Origin of the sequence: Streptomyces shaanxiensis (assembly GCF_039537145.1) — a bacterium.
Lineage (GTDB): Bacteria > Actinomycetota > Actinomycetes > Streptomycetales > Streptomycetaceae > Streptomyces > Streptomyces shaanxiensis.
Genome location: NZ_BAAAZY010000006.1, coordinates 229,739 through 249,487, shown reverse-complemented (window position 1 = coordinate 249,487; position 19,749 = coordinate 229,739). Strand labels below are relative to the sequence as shown.

Here is a 19,749-nt window from a genome sequence, read left to right as displayed (position 1 = left end):
TGCGTACATCGTGCATGCTGCGTCAACTACCCACGGTGACCACGGGTTACGGGGGCGCACGGGCGCGCCGGGGCTTGATCAGTACGTGACGGTGATGCGCCGGGCGGGGCCGTCGACGCGGACGATGCCGCCGTAGGGGATGACGAGTTGCGGGTCGGTGTGGCCGAAGTCCACGTCGAAGACGATCGGGGTGTCGGGGGCATATACCCGCATGGCCCGCAGCACGGCCTCGCGCTGCTCCGTGGCGTAACGGGCGGCATCCTCCGGGCTGTTGGGGCACTCGAAGGACCAGGTCTTCGCCCGGCCCATCAGCAGGGCCGAGAAGCGCTGGAGCAGGCCGCGTTCGCCCATGTTCCGCAGGATGCGGAAGACCTCCGTGCCGCTCGGCATCTCCTCGGACGTCTCCAGGAGCAGCACTCCGCCGTCGTACTCGGAGAGATCGCGGGCGATCTCGCGATCGGCCATCAGGAGCCAGCCGAGGATCTCCAGACAGCCGCCCCAGCTGCGGCCTTCCACCACCCGGTCGTCGTTGACCCACGTCCATCCGCTGCCGGGCCGCGTCTCCGGCTCCGCGTCGAAGGTCGCCGGGTCGGCCCAGTCGCGGTTGACGTCGTTCCAGCGCTCGGCAGGCCGGAGTTCGTACTCACCGGAGGTGAACAGCGCGGCCCGCAGTGATTCGGCGGTCAACGGCTCCATGGCGACGGGGCGGCCCAGTGCGGTCATCACGGTCGCGCCGTGGTACCCGACGATCCCCGTGTTACGCAGGTACATGAGCAGGTTCGTGTTGTCGCTCATCCCGAAGAACGGCTTCGGGTTCGCCCGGATCAACTCCCGGTCCAGCAGCGGCAGCACGGTGATCTGGTCGTCGCCGCCGATGGACGCGATGACCGCCTTGATGTCGGGGTCGGCGAACGCGGCATGGATGTCGTCGGCCCGCTCCTGCGGCGTCGAGCCCATCTTGCGGGTCGCCGGGTACTCGACCGGTTCGAGCTCGTAGTCCTTGCGCAGCCGCTCCAGGCCCAGCTCGAAGGGGCGCGGGAAGAGCCCGGGCAGGCCCGCGCCGGGGGAGATGACGGCGATGCGGTCGCCGGGGGAGGGCTTGGGAGGGTACGAGATCATGGTCATGACTGGAGGGTAGGACCGGTGGCGTGATCCGCGCACCGTGATAAACCGGGGTCTGAGCAGCGGTCGTCGACGCGCCGCCCGACCCCGAAAGGACCGGAGGAACCGTGCCCCGCACCCTGGCCAACGCCCCGATCATGATCCTCAACGGCCCCAACCTGAACCTGCTGGGCCAGCGCCAGCCGGAGATCTACGGCTCCGAGACCCTGGCCGACGTCGAGGCACTGTGCGCCAAGGCGGCGGCCGCGCACGGCGGCACGATCGACTTCCGGCAGTCCAACCACGAGGGCGAGCTGGTCGACTGGATCCACGAGGCGCGCCTGAACCACTGCGGGATCGTGATCAACCCGGGCGCCTACTCGCACACGTCGGTCGCGATTCTGGACGCACTCAACACCTGCGACGGACTGCCCGTGTTGGAGGTCCACATCTCCAACATCCACAAGCGCGAGGCGTTCCGGCACCACTCGTACGTCTCCCTGCGCGCCGAGGGCGTCATCGCGGGCTGCGGTGTGCAGGGGTACGTCTTCGGGGTGGAGCGGGTCGCGGCACTGGCGGGGGCGGGACAGGCCGACACCTGACGTCAGCCGGCGGGGCGAACATGTAAGGACCGCCCGGCCATGGCGAGCGGTCCTTACAACCGGTCCTTACAACCGTCCCGCCTCCACGATCCGCCGCAGGAAGCGCCGAGTCCGCTCCTGCTGCGGATCGCCGAAGATCTGCTCGGCCGTGCCGCGCTCCAGGACGACACCTCCGTCCAGAAAACAAACCTGGTCCGCGACCTCGCGTGCGAACCCCATCTCATGCGTGGCCAGCACCATGGTCATCCCGTCGTCCTTCAAGTCGCGGACGACGGTGAGGACTTCGCCCACGAGCTCCGGGTCGAGGGCGGCGGTGATCTCGTCGAGCAGCAGCAGCCGGGGCCGTACGGCAAGAGCGCGCACGATCGCGACGCGCTGCTGCTGGCCGCCGCTCAGCCGGTCCGGGTACTCGCCCGCCTTGTCGGCCAGCCCGAGCCGCTCCAGCAGCTCACGCGCGCGTGCCTCGGCCTCCGCGCGGGACACGCCGTGCACCCGGCGCGGGGCGAGGGTGATGTTCTCCAGGACCGTCAGGTGCGGGAACAGGTTGTACGCCTGGAACACCACGCCGATACGGCGCCGTACGGCGTCCTGGTCCACGCGCGGATCGGTGATCTCCTCGCCGTCCAGCCAGATCGCGCCGTCGTCGATGTCCTCCAGGAGGTTCGCGCACCGAAGCAGCGTCGACTTGCCGGAGCCGGAGGCCCCGATCAGCGCGGTCACCGTGTGCGGGGCGACCTCCAGGTCGACGTCCCGCAGCACGACCGAGTCGCCGAAGGTCTTGCGGACGGACTCCATGCGCAGCACAGGCGCGTCGCTCACCGGCGCGGGCGTGTCGCTCACAGGGCTCCTCCTTGGGCGCGCCGGCGGTCCATCCGGGCCGTCACCCAGTCCGTGAAGCGGGTCATCGGGATGGTCAGCGCCACGAAGACCAGGCCCGCGACGATGTACGGCGTGTAGTTGAGGCTGCGGCCCACGATGATGTCCGCGGCGCGTACGGCGTCCACCGCGCCGCCGATCGAGACCAACCCGGTGTCCTTCTGCAGCGACACCAGGTCGTTCAGCAGCGGCGGTACCTGACGGCGTACCGCCTGGGGCAGGACCACGTGCCGCAGCGCCTGCCGGTTGGTGAGGCCGAGCGAACGGGCCGCGGCGCGCTGCGAGGGGTGGACCGACTCGATGCCCGCGCGGAACACCTCGGCGACGTACGCCGAATACGTCAGCGTCAGCGCCGTACCGCCCAGCAGCACCGGGTCCACGGTCACACCCTGCAGCCGCAGCGCGGGGACGCCGAGGACGACGATCATGAGGTTGATGATGAGCGGAAGGCCCCGGAAGAAGTCCGTGTACGCCGCCGCCAGCGCCCGCAACGGGAAGAACACCGGGCCGCGCAGCGTGCGGGCGACGGCGATGAGCATGCCGAGGACCAGCACGGCCGCGCCGCAGATCAGCAGCAGCCGGACGTTGAGCCAGAGCCCTTCGAGGACCTTGGGGAACGCCTCGCGCGCGTACCCCCAGTCGAAGAAGGTCTCCTTGGTGCGCGGCCAGCCCGGGGCGTTGACCACGACCAGGTAGAGGACGACACCGGTGACCAGGGTGGAGAGGGCAGCGATCGCCGTGGCGCGGCGGGCGCGCAGGCGCTTGTGGCGCTCGCGGTCGAGACGCCGCTGCGAGGGCACGTAGCCGTCGTCACCCGCGCCGGACATGCCATCGTCGTCGTCCGCGCCCTCGTGGCCGGACTCCTCCTTCGTGAGAGTCACTTGAGCACCGGAGCGTCGACGGCGTCCGACAGCCACTGCTGCTCGAGCTCGGCCAGGGTGCCGTCCTCGCGCAGGGCGTCCACGGCGTCCGTCACGCACGAGGTGAGCGCGCTGTCCTTGTCGAGGACGAGCCCGAACTGCTCCGGCGTACCGCCCTGGTTCTCGAACTGGCCGACGATCGTCGCGTCCGTCACCTCGGCCGCGGTGATGTAGAAGGCGGTCGGCAGGTCGACGACGATGGCGTCGACCTGACCGTTCTTCAGCGCGGACTTGGCCTGGTCGTTCTTGGCGTACGCGGCGGCCTCCTGCGTCGGCTTCACCACGTCGTCGATGTAGTCGAGGCTGGTGGTGCCGACCTGGGCGCCCAGCTTGAGCCCCTTGAGGTCCGCGACGCTCTTGGCCTTGGCCGCCTTGCTGTCCTTCAGGGCGATGACGGCCTGGCGGACGTCGTAGTAGCCGGACGAGAAGTCCACGGCCTTCTTGCGCTCGTCGCTGATGGACACCTGGTTGATGTCGAAGTCGAAGGTCTTCTCGCCCGGCGCGAAGGCCTTGTTGAACGGCACGCTCTGCCAGACGACGGCGCTCTTGTCGTAGCCGAGCTGCTTCGCCACGGCGTAGGCGACCGCCGACTCGAAGCCCTCACCATTGGCGGGCTTGTCGTCCTTGAACCAGGGCTCGTACGCCGGCTCGTCGGTGGCGATGGTCAGCTTGCCGGAGGCCTCGGTGGCCAACTTGCCCTTGGCGCAGGTGTTCCCGGCCGACCCCGACGGTGTGCCGGCGGCCTTGTCGTCCGGCTGGGGAGCGCAGCCGAGAGCGGTGGCGAGGAGAGCTGTCGTTGCGACGACGACGGCGCGGCGCAGCGCGCGAGGGGCAGGATGCATGGCGGGAGATTGACAGTACACCGTCGCTTTTGTCGAGGTAACGACGGTGAATGTCCGCATAGTGGGAACGGGTGTTGCGTTCCTGTGAACAGTCCCCACACCAGTCCCGGCGCCAGGTCCCCGCGGCAGTCGCCGGGGCCGCCGGCCGAGGGCGGGGATTTTGAGACCGGCGGCCCGTACCGCTCAGGAGCCGTCATCCTGAGCGGGGCTGCTTCCAGTTGACTGCGCAACTACGCGCGCCGGGAGCGCGCGCGGGGCGCCGACGCGTGCGAATGGTTCACACGGGGTGTGCGCGCGGGCGGTGCGGGGAGCTCATGATGCGGCGGCCATGGTGGCCCCGGGCAGGGCGCCGCTGCAGGTGGCGCGGCCGAACGTGCCGGTGGCGGTGGCGCTTTGGACGTGTTGGCCGTGGATGGCCAGGGCGCAGCGGGCCTGGCCGCCCTGTTCACCGAGGGTGATGCTGACCGTCGGGTCCTGGCCGAGGGGAACGTCGACGGTCTTGCGCCAGGGCAGCGTGGCCGCTTTGACGACGACGGCCTTTCCGGCTTCGTCGCGGGCCTGGTAGGTGATGTCCGCGGCGCCCTGACCGGTCACCTCGTAGGTCACCGAGGCGGTGGGGGTGCGGAGCGCGGGCTTGCCGTCGCCGCCCTTGTCGGTGTCGACGACGCCGTACACGACGAGGCCCGCGCAGGCGGCCAGCGCAGCGCCGGCCACGATGAGGCCCGACCGGTCCGCGCGCCGGAAAAGTGACGGCGTTGAGGATTCTCGCGGCTTGCCGTCCATGAATGGCCCCTTCGGAATGTGACTGCTCGGAAATTGAACTCGGCGGGTTATACACGATGTCGTCCGCCGAAGGCCAGTGAGAGGAAATAACGGACATTCAGCAGCCTGTTCGGCGCCAATGGTCCGTATTGTCCGCACGCTTGACACGGCGTCATCGGAATGAATAGAAAACCGGCGCCCCCGCCCATGGGTTCGTGTACCGACGGGTGCGGGGGAATTCCGGTGGCATGTTGCCATGACGCACTAGGAAAGGTTTGGCGTGAAACCCAGACTGGGCAGGCTCATGGCGTGCCTGGTGGTAGCCGCGGTGACGAGCACCGCGTTGCCCCAGGTCGCGTACGCGGCGCCCGCTGACGAAGGTGACGACAAGGGTATTGTCGACACCATCAAGGGCTGGTTCGGCGATGATGGCAACGACGGCGGTGAATTGGAGCCGCCGCCGTCCCAAGACGAATTGGGTATAGCAGATCGGGAGAAGGTTTCCTGGCCGAAGGTCGATCCGAAGGCCAAGCGGGTCAGGGAGCTGTCGGGTAAACGAACGGCGAACTCTCGGTTCTGGCAGCTGTCGGACGGGCGGGTCGAAGCGGAATTGTCGGCGGCGCCGACGTCCTACCGCTCGGGTTCGGGCAAGAAGTCGTCCTGGAAATCGATCGATACGACCGTTCGCGCGTCGCAGGCGAAGGACTTCGAGTTCGCCAACACGACGAATGAGGGCCGGAGCTGGTTCGGCTCGGACACGGACCGGCTGGTGCGCTTCCGCTCGCCGGACGGACGCTCGGTCACCCTGGGCCTGGACGGCACGGACAAGGGTCTGAAGCCGAAGGCCAAGGGTTCCACGGTCACGTACGAGGACGCGGTCGAGGGCGCGGACCTGGAGTACGTGGTCGGTCCGGGCCGGGTGAAGGAGAACATCACCCTCGCCGAACGACCCGACGGTCCGCTGCGGTTCACGTTCACTCTGGACACCGACGGGCTGGTGCCGAAGGCGCGCAAGGACGGCTCGGTCGCGCTGTACGGAGAGCTGCCGCACACGCCGGTGATGGTGATCCCGGCGCCGTACATGACGGACGCGAGGAAGGCGGAGAAGTCCGTCTTCGGCCAGACCTACAGCACCAAGGTCACGCAGAAGCTCACCAAGGACGGCAAGTCCTGGAAGCTGACGGTCACGCCGGACGCGAAGTGGCTGGCGGCGAAGGAGCGGCAGTACCCGGTCGTCATCGACCCGACGATCACGATCGCGCCGTCGCCCTCGCAGTCTCAGGATGTCATGGTCCTGTCGGATCAGCCGTCGACCAACTTCAACACCACCTGGAAGCTGTCCGCGGGCCGTACGTCGAGCACGGCGAACGCCCGCTCACTGATCAAGTTCCCGCTGGGCGAGATCCCGTCGGGCACGAAGATCGACTCGGCGCGGCTGGAGATGTACTTCGACCAGGCGCACACGACGGCCACCACGAACACCCAGATCGGCGTCTACCGGGCCACCGGCGCCTGGGACGAGACGACGGCGACCTGGTCCAACACCAGTTCGCTGGTGGGCGAGGAGTCCGCCACGACGGTCCAGGTCGACGACGAGGACGCGGGCACCGCGGCGGTCGGGGCATGGCAGACCTCGGGCACGACGACCAACGCGGTCGGGGGCACCTTCCGCTACAACCAGGACTCGATCACCGGCGACAGCTTCACCTGGCCGGTGAGGGTGCCGGAGACGGCCAGCTACCGGGTGGACGCGCACTATGTGCAGGGCTCCAACCGGGCCACCAACGCTCCCTACACGGTGACGTCCGCGGGCGGTGCCACCAACACCTACACCGTCAACCAGACCTCCGGCTCCGGCGGGGTGTGGACGTCGCTCGGCGGGGGCACCAACGAGCTGACCTTCAACAAGGGCGGCGCCTACAAGGTCGAGCTCAAGGACACCTCGGTGGCCGCCGGCCAGGCGGTGATCGCGGACGCGGTGCGGCTGGTCGACCCGGCGAAGATCACCAAGTCGGCCGGGCAGTACAACCGGTGGCACAGCTTCCCGGTCGGTGACACGGTGCAGAAGTGGCTCGACGGCAGCGCCACGAACCACGGCTTCGTGCTGAAGGCGACCGACGAGGCGAACAACCCCCTCGGCGGCCCGCGCTACGAGGCCGGTGACGGCGACTACGGCGGCGAGACCTCCACGATCCCCCGGTTGACGGTGATGTACGGCAAGGTCGGCACCACGCTGGACTCGCCCACGGTGATCCACTCCACCGGCCCGAAGCTGAGCTGGAAGGCGTACTCCAACACCACCGGGGACACGGACCTGAACATCGTGGAGTACCAGCTGCACCGCTCCACGCAGCAGGCGTTCACACCGTCCGCGGCCACGCTGGTGGCGCCGATCGACAAGAGCGCGACGACGTACACGGACACCACCGCGACGCCGACTCCGGACTCCTCGGCGGAGGAGATCGGGCGGTCGTACTACTACCAGATCGTGGTCAAGACGGCCGACGGCCAGCTGCTCGGCTCACCCACCCGCATCGTCGGCGTGCCCAAGGCGGGCCGCACGATGGAGCTGCTCCAGGGCACCGCGGCCGGCATCACGGACACCACGCTGTCGTCCGCGGCCCCGACCACCAACCTGGACACCATCGACTCGGCCGGTGCGGGCCAGAAGTGGCTGACGGTGGGCAACAACTCGCCCACGTACGGCAAGACCCGCACGGTGATGAAGTTCCCCACCGGCGATCTGCCCACCACCGCCACGGTGCTGGAATCCCGGCTGTTCATGTGGGGCGCGGAGACCACCACCGACACCAACGGTGCCATCTACGAACTCCACGGCCTGACAAGGGACTTCTCCGAAACCCAGGCCACCTGGAACAGCGCTGCCACGGGCACGGCGTGGACCGCGGCCGGCGGCGACTTCTCCGCCACGGTCTCGGACACCGTCGCCTCGGTCTCCGAGGTGGGCAGGCACTGGTGGGACGCCACGTCGCTGACCCAGGGCTGGGTGAGGACCCCGACGTCCAACAAGGGCGCGATGGTCAGGCTGAAGGACGAGACGAGCACCGGCCCACAGGAGCGGACGGTGTTCCTGGCCTCGGAGACGGCCGACCAGCAGCTCGGCCCGCTGCTGAGGGTGATCTACGTCGACTCCACGACCGAGGACACCTACTACGCGCCCCAGACCCCGGCCCGTATGACCCCGAACTCGACGTACACGGTCGGGTTCACGGTCACCAACACCACGTCGAGCGCGTGGGCCACGGGTGAGCGCGAGCTGTCGTACACCTGGAAGCTCCCGGACGGCACGGACGCCACCACCGGCGGCAACCAGCTCTCCACCGCGATCCCGGCGCTGTCGCCCGGCCAGTCCGCGACGATCCAGGCGCAGGTGAAGACGCCCATCAACTCGGACTCGGGCAGCAAGCGCACCGAGTACGTGCTCGGCTGGGACGTCCGCAGGAAGTCGGACGGCAGCTGGCTGTCGGCGGGCACGGGCGGTATCGCGTCGCTGAAGCAGAACGTGGCGGTGGAGGACCCGACCTCCAACGCGCTGGGCCTGGAGAAGTTCTACTCCTACACCGGCAAGAACACCGGCGCGGGCTCGACGGTGATGAACAACCTCGCCTCGGGCAACAGCGTGTGGTCCTACAACGCGTTCACCAACCCGGGACGCGGTCTGACCACGTTCGCGCGGTTCGCGTACAACTCGCTGGACACCTCCGACACGGTGTCGGGTGCGGGCTGGTCGGCACAGCTGGCAGGTCCGATCCGGCTCGGCGCGCCGCTGGACTTCCACCCCAACCCCAACGCCAACGCGACCGAGATCCGCCTCCCGGACGGTGACGGCACCACGCACGTCTTCGCCAAGCAGGCCGACGGCACCTGGAAGGCTCCGGCGGGCGTCCACTACCGCATCACGATGAAGGCGGGCCTGGACTGCACCCCGAACAAGGATCCTGTCCCGGATGCCTGGACGCTGCTGCGGCCGGACGGCACGCGGTTCCTCTTCGGCTGCGACGGCTATCTGACGTCCACCGTCGACAAGAACGGCAACACGCAGACGTACACATACGAGGAACGCAAGTCCAACAACAAGCCGACGAAGTTCCTCACCTACATCACCGACCCGGCGGGCCGCCAGTCCCTGCGGGTCGAGTACTACAAGAAGGGCGACGCGTCGTACGACTACATCGACGACACGGGCGCCAAGGTCACCGGCAGCAACCTGACCAACTCGAAGATCTACGACCACGTCAAGTCCATCACGGACATCTCGGGGGCCGTCCCGGGCCTGCCGACCCGCAAGCTCTCCTTCTTCTACACGACGAAGGGCCTGCTCGGTCGGCTCACCGACGGTGACGGCTCGGCGCAGCCGAAGGTCTTCAAGTTCACGTACGACTCCGACCAGGGCAACAAGAACGTCAAGCTGGTCACGGTCACCGACCCGCGCGGCAACGGCACCGACCTGGCGTACTTCGAGCCGCAGGCCGGCGACGACCCGAAGTACCACTGGTGGACCAAGACCATCACCGACCGTCTGGGCCATGACACGGGCTTCGCGTACGCGGCGAACACCACGAACACGAAGTTCACCGACAGCACCGTCACGGACGCCCAGTCGCACGCCACGAAGTACGTCACGGACGACTTCGGCCGCCCGGTCCAGACGACGAACGCCAAGTCCCAGACCGCCAGGATGAGCTGGGACGCCGACAACAACGTCACCTACCTGGAGGAGGACAACGGGGCGAAGAGCGCGTACTGCTACGACCAGAAGACGGGCTACCCGCTCTGGCGGCGCGACGCGGAGAACAACAAGTCGGGTGTGCCGGACCAGACGTCCAGCTGTGTGCCGGACACCTCCAAGTGGCCTGCGAACGCGTCGAAGTACGAGTACCAGACGCGTGCGGACGGCTTCTCGGCCGACCTGTTCCGCAAGACCTCTCCCGAGGGGCGGGCCTGGCAGTTCGGGTACGACTCGTTCGGCAACCTGAAGACGGTCACCGACCCCAAGGGCGTCGCGACCACCACGGTCGCCGGTGACTACACCACCAAGTACGACTACGACTCCTACGGCCAGCTGACCAAGGCGACCGACGCCAACGGCAACCCGACGACCAACAGCGACTTCGGTCCGGCCGGCTACCCGGCGAAGATCACCGACGCGCTGAACAGGTCCACGTCGTACGTGTACGACGACCGCGGTCAGGTCACCGAGGTCAGGGACGCGCTGGGCAAGGCGACCACGCAGACGTACGACACGTTCGGCCGTCCGCTGGTCAAGACGGTGCCGAAGGAACAGGCGACGGGCGCCCTGATCACGACCCCGGCACCGGAGTACGACGCCAACGACAACGTCACGAAGTCGACGGCGCCCAACGGCGCGGTGTCGACGGCGGTGTACGACGCGGCGGACCAGATCACGTCGGCCACGTCGCCGAAGGACACGACGGCCTCGGACGTGCGGGAATCGACCTACACGTACGACAAGGTCGGCAACCTCAAGACGACGACCGAGCCCAAGGGCACGCTGACGACGTCCGACGCCACCGACTACCGCACGACCAACGACTACGACGAGATCTACCAGCTCACGTCCGTGGTCAACGCGGGCGGCGACAGGATCAGCTACGAGTACGACAACGTCGGCAACCGGGTCAAGGTCATCGACCCCAAGAAGAACGCGACCGCCGACGCCACCGACTACACCACCAAGACCGCGTACGACCTGAACCACCGGGTCACCATGACCACGGACGCGGCCGGGAAGACCAGCAAGACGTCCTACGACAAGGACTCCCTGGTCGTCTCCACCACGGACGCGGAGGACCGCACCACCCTCATCACCCATGACGAGCGCGGCAAGCAGACCGAGGTCAAGGTCCCGCACGACGGCACCACGACCATCACGTACCGCACGACGAAGTACGAGTACGACCAGGTCGGCAACACCACCAAGGTGATCACGCCGCGAGGTACCGCGACGGCCACGGCGGACGACTTCGCCGCGCGTACCGAATACGACGCGCTGAATCGCCCCGTCAAGCAGTACCAGCCGTACGACCCCGGCGATGCCCGCTACAACACCCCGAACGTCTACACCGAGACGGTCTACGACGAGGTCGGGCGGGTCAAGAAGACCTCGCTGCCGCCGTCGGAGGGCCAGACGGTCCGTAACGACACCACCTACTCCTACTTCGACAACGGGTGGGCGAGGTCGTCCACGGACCCGTGGGACATCGTCACCACGTACGACTACAACGAGTTGGGCCAGCAGACCGCGCGGACGCTCACCTCGGCCGGCGGATCCACGGACCGCACCATGAGCTGGTCGTACTACCCCGACGGCAAGCTGAGGACGAAGTCCGACGACGGCGTGCCCGCGGGCAAGTCGGTCGTCCTGGTGGACAACTCGGACACGCAGAACACGGCCTCGACCGGTACCTGGACGAAGGGAGACATCGCCGGTCAGCAGGGTTACGACCACCGCACCCACGCGGCGGGCACCGGAACGGACACCTTCACCTGGACCCTCAACATCCCGAAGGACGGGACGTACACCGCGTACGTGAGGTTCCCGGCGGTGACGGGGGCGGCCACCACGGCGAAGTACACCCTGACCCACGGAACGACCACCGAGCCCTCGGTGACGAAGAACCAGACGGCGAACGCCGGCACCTGGGTGCAACTGGGCTCGTACAGCCTCGAGCAGGGCGAGGACGCCAAGCTGAAGCTGGACCAGAACAGCGGCGGCATCGCTGTCGCGGACGCCGTCAAGCTGGTCCGTGACACCACCGGCGAGACCGACAACGAGAAGCGCACCTTCGCCTACGCCTACGACGTCAACGGCAACATGACGTCGATCGACGACACCTCGTCCGGCGCCAGGATCGACGCGTACACCCTCACCTACACCGGGCTCAACCAGCTCCAGAAGGTCACCGAGGCACTGGCCGGTCAGGAGAAGAAGTCCACGTCGTACACCTACGACGCCAACAGCCAGACGAGCACTGTCACGCACCCCGACCAGTTCTCCAAGTACACGTACGACCTGCGTGAGCTGGTCAAGACCGTGTCGGTCGGCAAGTCGGCGACGGACCCGGCGCCGAAGGTGTCGTCGTACACCTACACCGACCGCGGTCAGCGGCTGCGCGAGACCAAGGCCAACAACAACACCATCGACTACACGTACTTCCTGGACGGTGCGCTGAAGTCGACCACGGAGAAGAAGGGCTCCGGCACCCTCGTCGCCTCGCACACCTACGCCTACGACGCCAACGGCAACAAGGCGCAGGACGTGGCGCAGAAGATGAACGCCGACAACCACGCGGCGTACCTGTCCTCGACGACCTCCTTCACCTACGACCCGGCCGACCGTCTGACGAAGTCGGTCAAGACGGGCACCGGGGCCGGTACCGACACCTATGACTACGACGCCAACGCCAACGTCGTCAGGCAGACGGTCAAGGGAACGGAGACCCTGTTCACCTACGACCGCAACCGGCTCCTGACCGCCTCCGTGGGCGGACAGGCATCGAACTACACCTACGACCCCTTCGGCCGGCAGGAGTCCGTCACCGCGGGCGGCGAGGTCGTCCAGCGGAACGTGTACGACGGCTTCGACCACGTCGTGGAGTCCCAGAAGATGGACGACACAGGTGCGCTGAAGTCCACGAAGTACACCTTCGACCCGCTCGACCGCACCGCTGCGAAGACGGCGGACGGCAAGACCACCGACTTCACCTACCTGGGCCTCTCCGACGAGGTGCTGAACGAGGAAGTCGCGGGCAAGGTGGAGAAGTCGTACCAGTACAGCCCGTGGGGTGAGCGCCTTTCCCAGGTCAAGCACAACACGGACGGTACGACCGAGGACGGCTACTACGGCTACAACAGCCACACCGACGTCGAGACCCTCACCGACGGCAACGGCGACACCAAGGCGACGTACGGCTACACCGCGTACGGCTCCGACGACGAAGCCGAGTTCACCGGCATCGACAAGCCCGAAGTCGCTGATCCCGGCAAGGAGGCCTACAACCCCTACCGCTTCAACGCCAAGCGCTGGGATGTCCAGTCCGGCACCTACGACATGGGCTTCCGCGACTACGACCCGGGCCTGAACCGCTTCACGACCCGGGACATGTACAACGGCGCGCTCGCCGACATGGGTCTGTGCGCCGACCCGTTCACCGGGAACCGATACGCCTTCACCGGAGGCAATCCCACCAGCAGGGTCGAGTACGACGGTCATGAATGGTGGAACCCCGTGAGCTGGTTCTCGGGTGCCACCAAGACCGCCGCGAAGCGCAGCCCCGTGGGGATCGTCGCCACCATCTTCAAGAACATCCTCGGATTCAACGCGGCACCCACCGAGGACGAGCGCAAGTCGAAGGTCGGAGACAGGCCGGACTACTCCAAGGGACTGGTCACCACTCCCGACGAGCAGTACGAGTACCGCCCTCACGGCACCACCACTCCGGCGAATCAGAGTGACTGCCAGGAGCACAGAAACACCGTCATCTACTACGAGCCGCTGGATTCTCAAGGACGCGCCCAGGGGGTGTGGGCCTGCCTGAACGGCGCGGACCTCAACTACAAGAACCAAGAAGGGCAATTGAAGTATCCGGACCGGGACACGAACATCGTCGGAAGCCCGGCACCCTGGCCGCTGGAATCGCCTGACGACTGGGCGAATCGCCCCAAGGGCTGGGAGCTCGGATCCGGATTGGACCGGGCGCATCTCCTCGCCCGGCAATTCGGCGGAAGCGGCATCGACCGCCGGAACCTGGTGGCGTTGCCGAGCCATGTCAACCAGGGGAGCATGGCGGACTGGGAAGAGGCGATCAAGGATCAGTTGGAGCAGGGCAAAACCGTGTTCTACCGTATCGAGGCGACCTACCAGGGGAACAGCACCGAACCCTCACTCTCCGGGTGGGCACAGGTGATCGGCGGGGAGTCCTACCCCTGGGGCTACGTCGCCGGCACCGGCTGACAGCGACCGGGAAGAGAGAGTCCCATGCAAAGGGTCAATGAACTCGTCTCCATGACCGGTTGGCAGGGCGAGCGGCAGAAAGTGGAATGGGGCGAGATCGAGCGTCGGCTCGAAACTCGTCTCCCGGCCGACTTCAAGGAGATCTGCGAAGTGTTCGGCCGTGGCGCCTTCTGTGGCTACCTGGAACTGCTGCCGGTGGACAGTGCGGGTCCGCGCAGTCTGCTCGGGAGATGGACGGCGATGAAGGAACGATGGGCGAATCCGAGGATGCGCGCACGTTTCGAGCCGTATCAGGTCTTCGAGCAGAGCGGGCTCATTCTCTGGGGGCAGTCGGTGACAGAAGCCTCGTACTACTGGCTGGCCGATGCGTCGGAAAGTCCAGAGACGTGGCCGATCGTCGCCAGGACCGACCCTCTCGAGGAGTTGCACCGATTCGATGTCTCCACCTCGGAGTTCATCTGCCGGGTACTCACCGATCGGGACTTCAGGCCCTTCTCCGTTGCGAGCAAGGTGAAGAGCCTGTATTTCGAGTCCTACGGCTGACGGGGCGGATCGGATGATCAGCCCCTGATGTCCGGAGCCCCGTAGACCCAGAGAGTCCTCGCGCTCCCGTCCGAACCGGCGGGAGTGCGAGGACTCTTGTCTTTCCGATCTCCCCGGAGGGCGCGGACGCGGTCCTCCTGAGCTTTACCAGCCGCGCTCCCACCAGGCGGCGATCTGCGGCCGCTCCGCGCCCAGGGTGGTGTCGTTGCCGTGGCCCGGGTAGATCCAGGTCTCGTCCGGCAGGGAGAAGATCCTCGCCTCCAGGCCCTCCATGAGGGACTTGAAGTCCTGGGGCCGTGTCGTCCGCCCCGGACCTCCTGGGAAGAGGCAGTCTCCCGTGAACACATGGGGATGCCCGTGCGGATCGTCGTAGACCAGGGCGATCGAACCCGGCGTGTGCCCGACCAGGTGGCGCGCGGTGAGCTCCACACGCCCCACCCGGACGGTGTCGCCGTCGTCCACCAGGACCTCGGTCGGCACGGGGATGCCGTCGGCGTCGTCCCGGCCGGCGTACGTGCGGGCGCCGGTGGCCTCGACGACCGCGGCGAGCGCCTGCCAGTGGTCGCCGTGCCGGTGCGTGGTGACGACGGACGCGATGCCGTCGTCACCGATCATGCCGATCAGCGTCTCCGCGTCGTTGGCGGCGTCGATCAGCAGTTGCTCGTCCGTGGCCCGGCAGCGCAGCAGATAGGCGTTGTTGTCCATCGGGCCGACCGCGATCTTGGTGATCATCAGGTCCTTGAGCTCGTGCACGTCGGCGGGGCCGCCGACCGTCACCTGTCCGCTGTAGGTCATGTCGGCAGCCTATAGCGGCAGGTGGTCGCTGGGCCGTGCAGGCATTGCGGTGGCAGAGGGGGCCGCGGGCCGTGCAGGCGCGCGGTGGCAGGGCGGTCCCCGGGCCGTGGAGGCATGGGGCGACAAGGCGGTCCCCGGGCCGTGGAGGCGTTGCGGCGGCACCGCGGCCCAGGAGCCGCCCAGCTCTCCGGCGGCCCGGCGAGCGTCCAGGTGCTACAGCGGGGGAAGCGACGGCAGCGAGCCGCCCTCCACGGTCAGACCGGCCCCGTCGCGGCGGCCCGCGAGCCAGCCGAGCAGGTCGGGTGCGGACCCTCGGACGGTGACCTCGGCGGCGCCCGCCTCCCGGCCCGTGCTCCACGCGCGCGTGCCGTCCGTGAGCCGGGTCGGCGGCACATCGGGGTGCCCGGTGAACCGCTGGGCGAGGAAGTCGATCTCCCGCTCCACGAACTCGGCCGGCAGGTCCTCCAGCTCGTACCCGATCCCGAGATCCACGTGATGCAGCTCCACCTCCACCCAGCGTCGGAACGGCACCCGGGCCGCCGCGTCCGTGACGCCGTTGCGCAGTTCCACCGTGCGCGACCAGTCCGCGGGGGCAGCTCCCGTGTCCTGGAAGCGGGCCGCGCTCTCGCGCACGTCGGTGAGCTGGACGTCGAGGGGGCGCGGGGCGTCCGCCTCGATGTCGGCGTCCCGGGCGGCGGCGGACACGTACATGGGGCGCCCCTCGAGGACGTTCACGAGGGCGTCCGCGTTGCGTGCGAGATGGGCGAGGACGTGGCCGCGGCTCCAGCCGGGGAGCCGTGACGGCTCGGCCACCGCCGCGTTGTCCAGCTTGACCGCTGCGGTGAGCAGCCGATCGGTCGCTTCACGTACAGACACCAGGTCACGAGCGTGATCAATCATGGTGCTGACACTAACCCCGCCACACCTTTGGGTGAAGGTGGTGAACGAGTGCCGTAAATCGAATGCGCGTGCTATAGGCTCGGTCGTGGCGTCGGGCATGCTGGATGGCCCGGGATTGTTGTCGCATCCGGGAATCCGACCGGCGTTGTCAGTGGCTCCCCCTAGTCTGAGAAGGCACGGGGGCCTCGAGTCTGAGAAAGCACGGGGGCCTCGCCCCCCTGTCACTTCTCTCAAGAAAGGTGCGGACCGGCGTGGCCGACCGTCTCATCGTCCGTGGCGCGCGCGAGCACAACCTGAAGAATGTCTCGCTCGACCTGCCACGCGACTCGCTCATCGTCTTCACGGGCCTGTCGGGGTCGGGCAAGTCCTCGCTGGCCTTCGACACCATCTTCGCCGAGGGGCAGCGGCGCTATGTCGAGTCGCTGTCGTCGTACGCCCGGCAGTTCCTCGGCCAGATGGACAAGCCGGACGTCGACTTCATCGAGGGACTCTCCCCGGCGGTCTCCATCGATCAGAAGTCCACCTCGCGGAACCCGCGCTCGACGGTCGGCACCATCACCGAGGTCTACGACTACCTGCGCCTGCTCTTCGCGCGCATCGGCAAGCCGCACTGCCCCGAGTGCAGCCGCCCGATCTCGCGCCAGTCGCCGCAGGCTATCGTCGACAGGGTCCTGGAGCTGCCGGAGGGGAGCCGCTTCCAGGTGCTGTCGCCGCTGGTGCGTGAGCGCAAGGGCGAGTTCGTCGATCTCTTCGCCGACCTGCAGACCAAGGGCTACTCCCGCGCGCGTGTGGACGGCGAGACGATCCAGCTGTCCAACCCGCCCACGCTGAAGAAGCAGGAGAAGCACACCATCGAGGTGGTCGTCGACCGCCTCACGGTCAAGGACTCGGCCAAGCGTCGCCTCACCGACTCCGTGGAGACCGCCCTCGGCCTGTCCGGCGGCATGGTCGTGCTCGACTTCGTCGACCTCCCCGAGGACGACCCCGAGCGCGAGCGCATGTACTCCGAGCACCTGTACTGCCCGTACGACGACCTCTCCTTCGAGGAGCTGGAGCCGCGCTCCTTCTCCTTCAACTCGCCCTTCGGCGCCTGCCCCGACTGCACCGGTATCGGTACGCGCATGGAGGTCGACCCGGAGCTGATCGTCCCGGACCCGGAGAAGACCCTCGACGAGGGAGCCATCCACCCCTGGTCGCACGGCCACACCAAGGACTACTTCGACCGCCAGATCGGCGGCCTCGCGGAGGCCCTCGGATTCCGCACGGACATCCCCTTCGCGGGTCTGCCGCTGCGGGCCAGGAAGGCCCTGCTCAACGGCCACAAGACGCAGATCGAGATCCGCTACCGCAACCGGTACGGGCGCGAGCGCGTCTACATGGCGTCCTTCGAGGGCGCCGTCAACTTCGTCAAGCGCCGGCACAGCGAGGCCGAGAGTGACGCCAGCCGTGAGCGCTTCGAGGGCTACATGCGCGAGGTGCCCTGCCCCACCTGTGAGGGCACGCGTCTGAAGCCGATCGTCCTCGCGGTCACGATCATGGAGAGGTCGATCGCCGAGGTCTCCGCCATGTCCATCAGCGACTGCGCGGAGTTCCTGGGCGAGCTGAAGCTCAACGCCCGCGACAAGAAGATCGCCGAGCGCGTGCTGAAGGAGGTCAACGAGCGACTGCGGTTCCTGGTCGACGTCGGCCTGGACTACCTCTCGCTCAACCGCGCGGCCGGCACACTCTCCGGCGGCGAGGCCCAGCGCATCCGCCTGGCCACCCAGATCGGCTCCGGTCTGGTCGGCGTGCTCTACGTCCTCGACGAGCCGTCCATCGGCCTGCACCAGCGCGACAACCACCGGCTGATCGAGACCCTCGTCCGGCTGCGCGACATGGGCAACACGCTCATCGTCGTCGAGCACGACGAGGACACCATCAAGACCGCCGACTGGATCGTCGACATCGGCCCCGGCGCGGGTGAGCACGGCGGCAAGGTCGTGCACAGCGGCTCCCTGAAGGAACTGCTCGCCAACGCCGAGTCGCAGACCGGTCAGTACCTGGCCGGCAAGAAGTCCATCCCGCTGCCCGACATCCGCCGCCCGCACGACCCGTCCCGGCAGCTCACGGTGCACGGCGCCCGCGAGAACAACCTGCAGGACATCGACGTCTCGTTCCCGCTGGGCGTGTTCACCGCGGTCACCGGTGTGTCCGGCTCCGGCAAGTCGACGCTGGTCAACGACATCCTGTACACACACCTGGCGCGCGAGCTCAACGGCGCCCGCAGCGTCCCGGGTCGGCACACGCGCGTGGACGGCGACGACCTCGTCGACAAGGTCGTGCACGTCGACCAGTCGCCGATCGGCCGCACCCCGCGCTCGAACCCGGCCACGTACACGGGCGTCTTCGACCACATCCGCAAGCTGTTCGCAGAGACCACCGAGGCGAAGGTCCGCGGCTACATGCCGGGCCGCTTCTCCTTCAACGTCAAGGGCGGCCGCTGCGAGAACTGCGCGGGCGACGGCACCATCAAGATCGAGATGAACTTCCTCCCGGACGTGTACGTCCCGTGCGAGGTCTGCCACGGCGCCCGGTACAACCGGGAGACCCTGGAGGTCCACTACAAGGGCAAGTCCATCTCCGAGGTCCTGAACATGCCGATCGAAGAGGCCATGGGCTTCTTCGAGGCCGTCCCGGCGATCAACCGCCATCTCAAGACGCTGAACGACGTCGGTCTCGGCTACGTCCGTCTCGGCCAGGCCGCGACCACCCTGTCCGGCGGTGAGGCGCAGCGGGTGAAGCTCGCCAGCGAGCTGCAGAAGCGCTCCACCGGCCGCACGGTCTACGTCCTCGACGAGCCGACCACCGGTCTGCACTTCGAGGACATCAGCAAGCTGCTGAAGGTCCTCGCCGGTCTGGTCGACAAGGGCAACACGGTCATCGTCATCGAGCACAACCTCGACGTGATCAAGACCGCGGACTGGGTCGTGGACATGGGGCCCGAGGGCGGCGCCGGCGGTGGCCTCGTCATCGCCGAGGGCACGCCCGAGCAGGTCGCGGGGGTTCCCGCCAGCCACACCGGCAAGTTCCTGCGCGAGATCCTCGGCGCCGACCGCATCAGCGACGCGGCCTCGGTGAAGGCCCCGCGCAGGACGGCGGCCAAGAAGACGGTCGCGGCAGGAGCGACGGCGCGGAAGACCGCGACGGCCAAGACCACGAAGACGACCAGGACCACCAGGACGGCCAACAACAAGGCCACCGACAAGGCGGCCGAGGCCACGAAGAAGACGACGCCCGCCAAGAAGACCACCAGGGCCCGCAAGGCCTGAGGCGGGCGGGCGACGAGCCCGAGCAAATCCTGAAAAGTGCGGCGCCCCGCGGGAACTCCCCGCGGGGCGCCGTCCGTTGCACAGTCAGCCGCTCGATCCAGGCGG

General features: G+C 67.8%; 11 protein-coding genes. 4 read left to right on the top strand and 7 right to left on the bottom strand.

Translation table 11 applies throughout. The features are described 5' to 3' along the window. Positions 1-78: 78 nt before the first annotated feature. Complete coding sequence (locus ABD932_RS07895) at positions 79-1,125, bottom strand: S66 family peptidase (protein ID WP_345010015.1); 1,047 nt, start codon at positions 1,123-1,125, stop codon at positions 79-81. 104 nt (positions 1,126-1,229) lie between these two features. Here ABD932_RS07895 and aroQ point away from each other — a divergent pair, with 104 nt between their 5' ends. Further along, positions 1,230-1,703: a type II 3-dehydroquinate dehydratase gene (gene aroQ, locus ABD932_RS07890; RefSeq protein ID WP_345010013.1), complete on the top strand. Its 474-nt coding sequence runs from the start codon at positions 1,230-1,232 to the stop codon at positions 1,701-1,703. Positions 1,704-1,769: 66 nt separating this feature from the next. Here the strand turns inward: aroQ and ABD932_RS07885 are convergent, their stop codons facing one another. From ABD932_RS07885 to ABD932_RS07870, 4 genes are all read right to left on the bottom strand, one after another. Then, positions 1,770-2,498, bottom strand: coding sequence for an amino acid ABC transporter ATP-binding protein (locus ABD932_RS07885; protein ID WP_345010484.1), 729 nt, complete (start codon positions 2,496-2,498; stop codon positions 1,770-1,772). Between the two features lie 41 nt (positions 2,499-2,539). Then, positions 2,540-3,460 carry an amino acid ABC transporter permease gene (locus tag ABD932_RS07880; protein WP_345010011.1) on the bottom strand — a complete coding sequence of 307 codons (921 nt, stop codon included), beginning with the start codon at positions 3,458-3,460 and terminating at the stop codon, positions 2,540-2,542. Next, the gene (locus ABD932_RS07875; protein ID WP_345010008.1) at positions 3,457-4,341 is read right to left on the bottom strand and encodes an ABC transporter substrate-binding protein; all 885 of its coding nucleotides are present in this window, start codon (positions 4,339-4,341) and stop codon (positions 3,457-3,459) included. Before ABD932_RS07875 ends, ABD932_RS07880 begins: the two co-directional genes overlap by 4 nt. Before the next feature lie 312 nt (positions 4,342-4,653). Next, positions 4,654-5,124, bottom strand: a complete 471-nt coding sequence (locus ABD932_RS07870; protein ID WP_345010006.1) for a hypothetical protein — start codon at positions 5,122-5,124, stop codon at positions 4,654-4,656. A 283-nt stretch (positions 5,125-5,407) separates the two neighbouring features. Here ABD932_RS07870 and ABD932_RS07865 point away from each other — a divergent pair, with 283 nt between their 5' ends. Both ABD932_RS07865 and ABD932_RS07860 read left to right on the top strand, forming a co-directional pair. Next, complete coding sequence (locus ABD932_RS07865) at positions 5,408-14,098, top strand: golvesin C-terminal-like domain-containing protein (protein WP_345010482.1); 8,691 nt, start codon at positions 5,408-5,410, stop codon at positions 14,096-14,098. A 24-nt stretch (positions 14,099-14,122) separates the two neighbouring features. Beyond that, positions 14,123-14,641 (top strand): hypothetical protein, encoded by a 519-nt coding sequence (locus ABD932_RS07860; protein WP_345010004.1) that lies wholly within the window; start codon positions 14,123-14,125, stop codon positions 14,639-14,641. Positions 14,642-14,785: 144 nt separating this feature from the next. On the opposite strand, the gene ABD932_RS07855 is transcribed toward ABD932_RS07860, so the two are convergent. Together ABD932_RS07855 and ABD932_RS07850 are read right to left on the bottom strand one after the other, a co-directional pair. Next, positions 14,786-15,436 (bottom strand): MBL fold metallo-hydrolase, encoded by a 651-nt coding sequence (locus ABD932_RS07855; protein ID WP_345010002.1) that lies wholly within the window; start codon positions 15,434-15,436, stop codon positions 14,786-14,788. A gap of 213 nt (positions 15,437-15,649) precedes the next feature. Then, positions 15,650-16,336, bottom strand: a complete 687-nt coding sequence (locus ABD932_RS07850) for a maleylpyruvate isomerase family mycothiol-dependent enzyme (RefSeq protein WP_345010000.1) — start codon at positions 16,334-16,336, stop codon at positions 15,650-15,652. Positions 16,337-16,587: 251 nt separating this feature from the next. Between ABD932_RS07850 and uvrA the strand changes: the two genes are divergently transcribed. Next, positions 16,588-19,644: an excinuclease ABC subunit UvrA gene (gene uvrA, locus ABD932_RS07845; protein WP_345009999.1), complete on the top strand. Its 3,057-nt coding sequence runs from the start codon at positions 16,588-16,590 to the stop codon at positions 19,642-19,644. Positions 19,645-19,749: the final 105 nt, after the last annotated feature.

Coding starts and splice junctions, on each gene's coding strand:
- ABD932_RS07885 (WP_345010484.1), bottom strand. CDS start 2,498: ATGGAGTCCGTCCGCAAGACCTTCGGCGACTCGGTCGTGCTGCGGGAC.
- ABD932_RS07850 (WP_345010000.1), bottom strand. CDS start 16,336: ATGATTGATCACGCTCGTGACCTGGTGTCTGTACGTGAAGCGACCGAT.
- ABD932_RS07870 (WP_345010006.1), bottom strand. CDS start 5,124: ATGGACGGCAAGCCGCGAGAATCCTCAACGCCGTCACTTTTCCGGCGC.
- ABD932_RS07895 (WP_345010015.1), bottom strand. CDS start 1,125: ATGACCATGATCTCGTACCCTCCCAAGCCCTCCCCCGGCGACCGCATC.
- ABD932_RS07855 (WP_345010002.1), bottom strand. CDS start 15,436: ATGACCTACAGCGGACAGGTGACGGTCGGCGGCCCCGCCGACGTGCAC.
- ABD932_RS07865 (WP_345010482.1), top strand. CDS start 5,408: ATGGCGTGCCTGGTGGTAGCCGCGGTGACGAGCACCGCGTTGCCCCAG.
- ABD932_RS07875 (WP_345010008.1), bottom strand. CDS start 4,341: ATGCATCCTGCCCCTCGCGCGCTGCGCCGCGCCGTCGTCGTCGCAACG.
- ABD932_RS07860 (WP_345010004.1), top strand. CDS start 14,123: ATGCAAAGGGTCAATGAACTCGTCTCCATGACCGGTTGGCAGGGCGAG.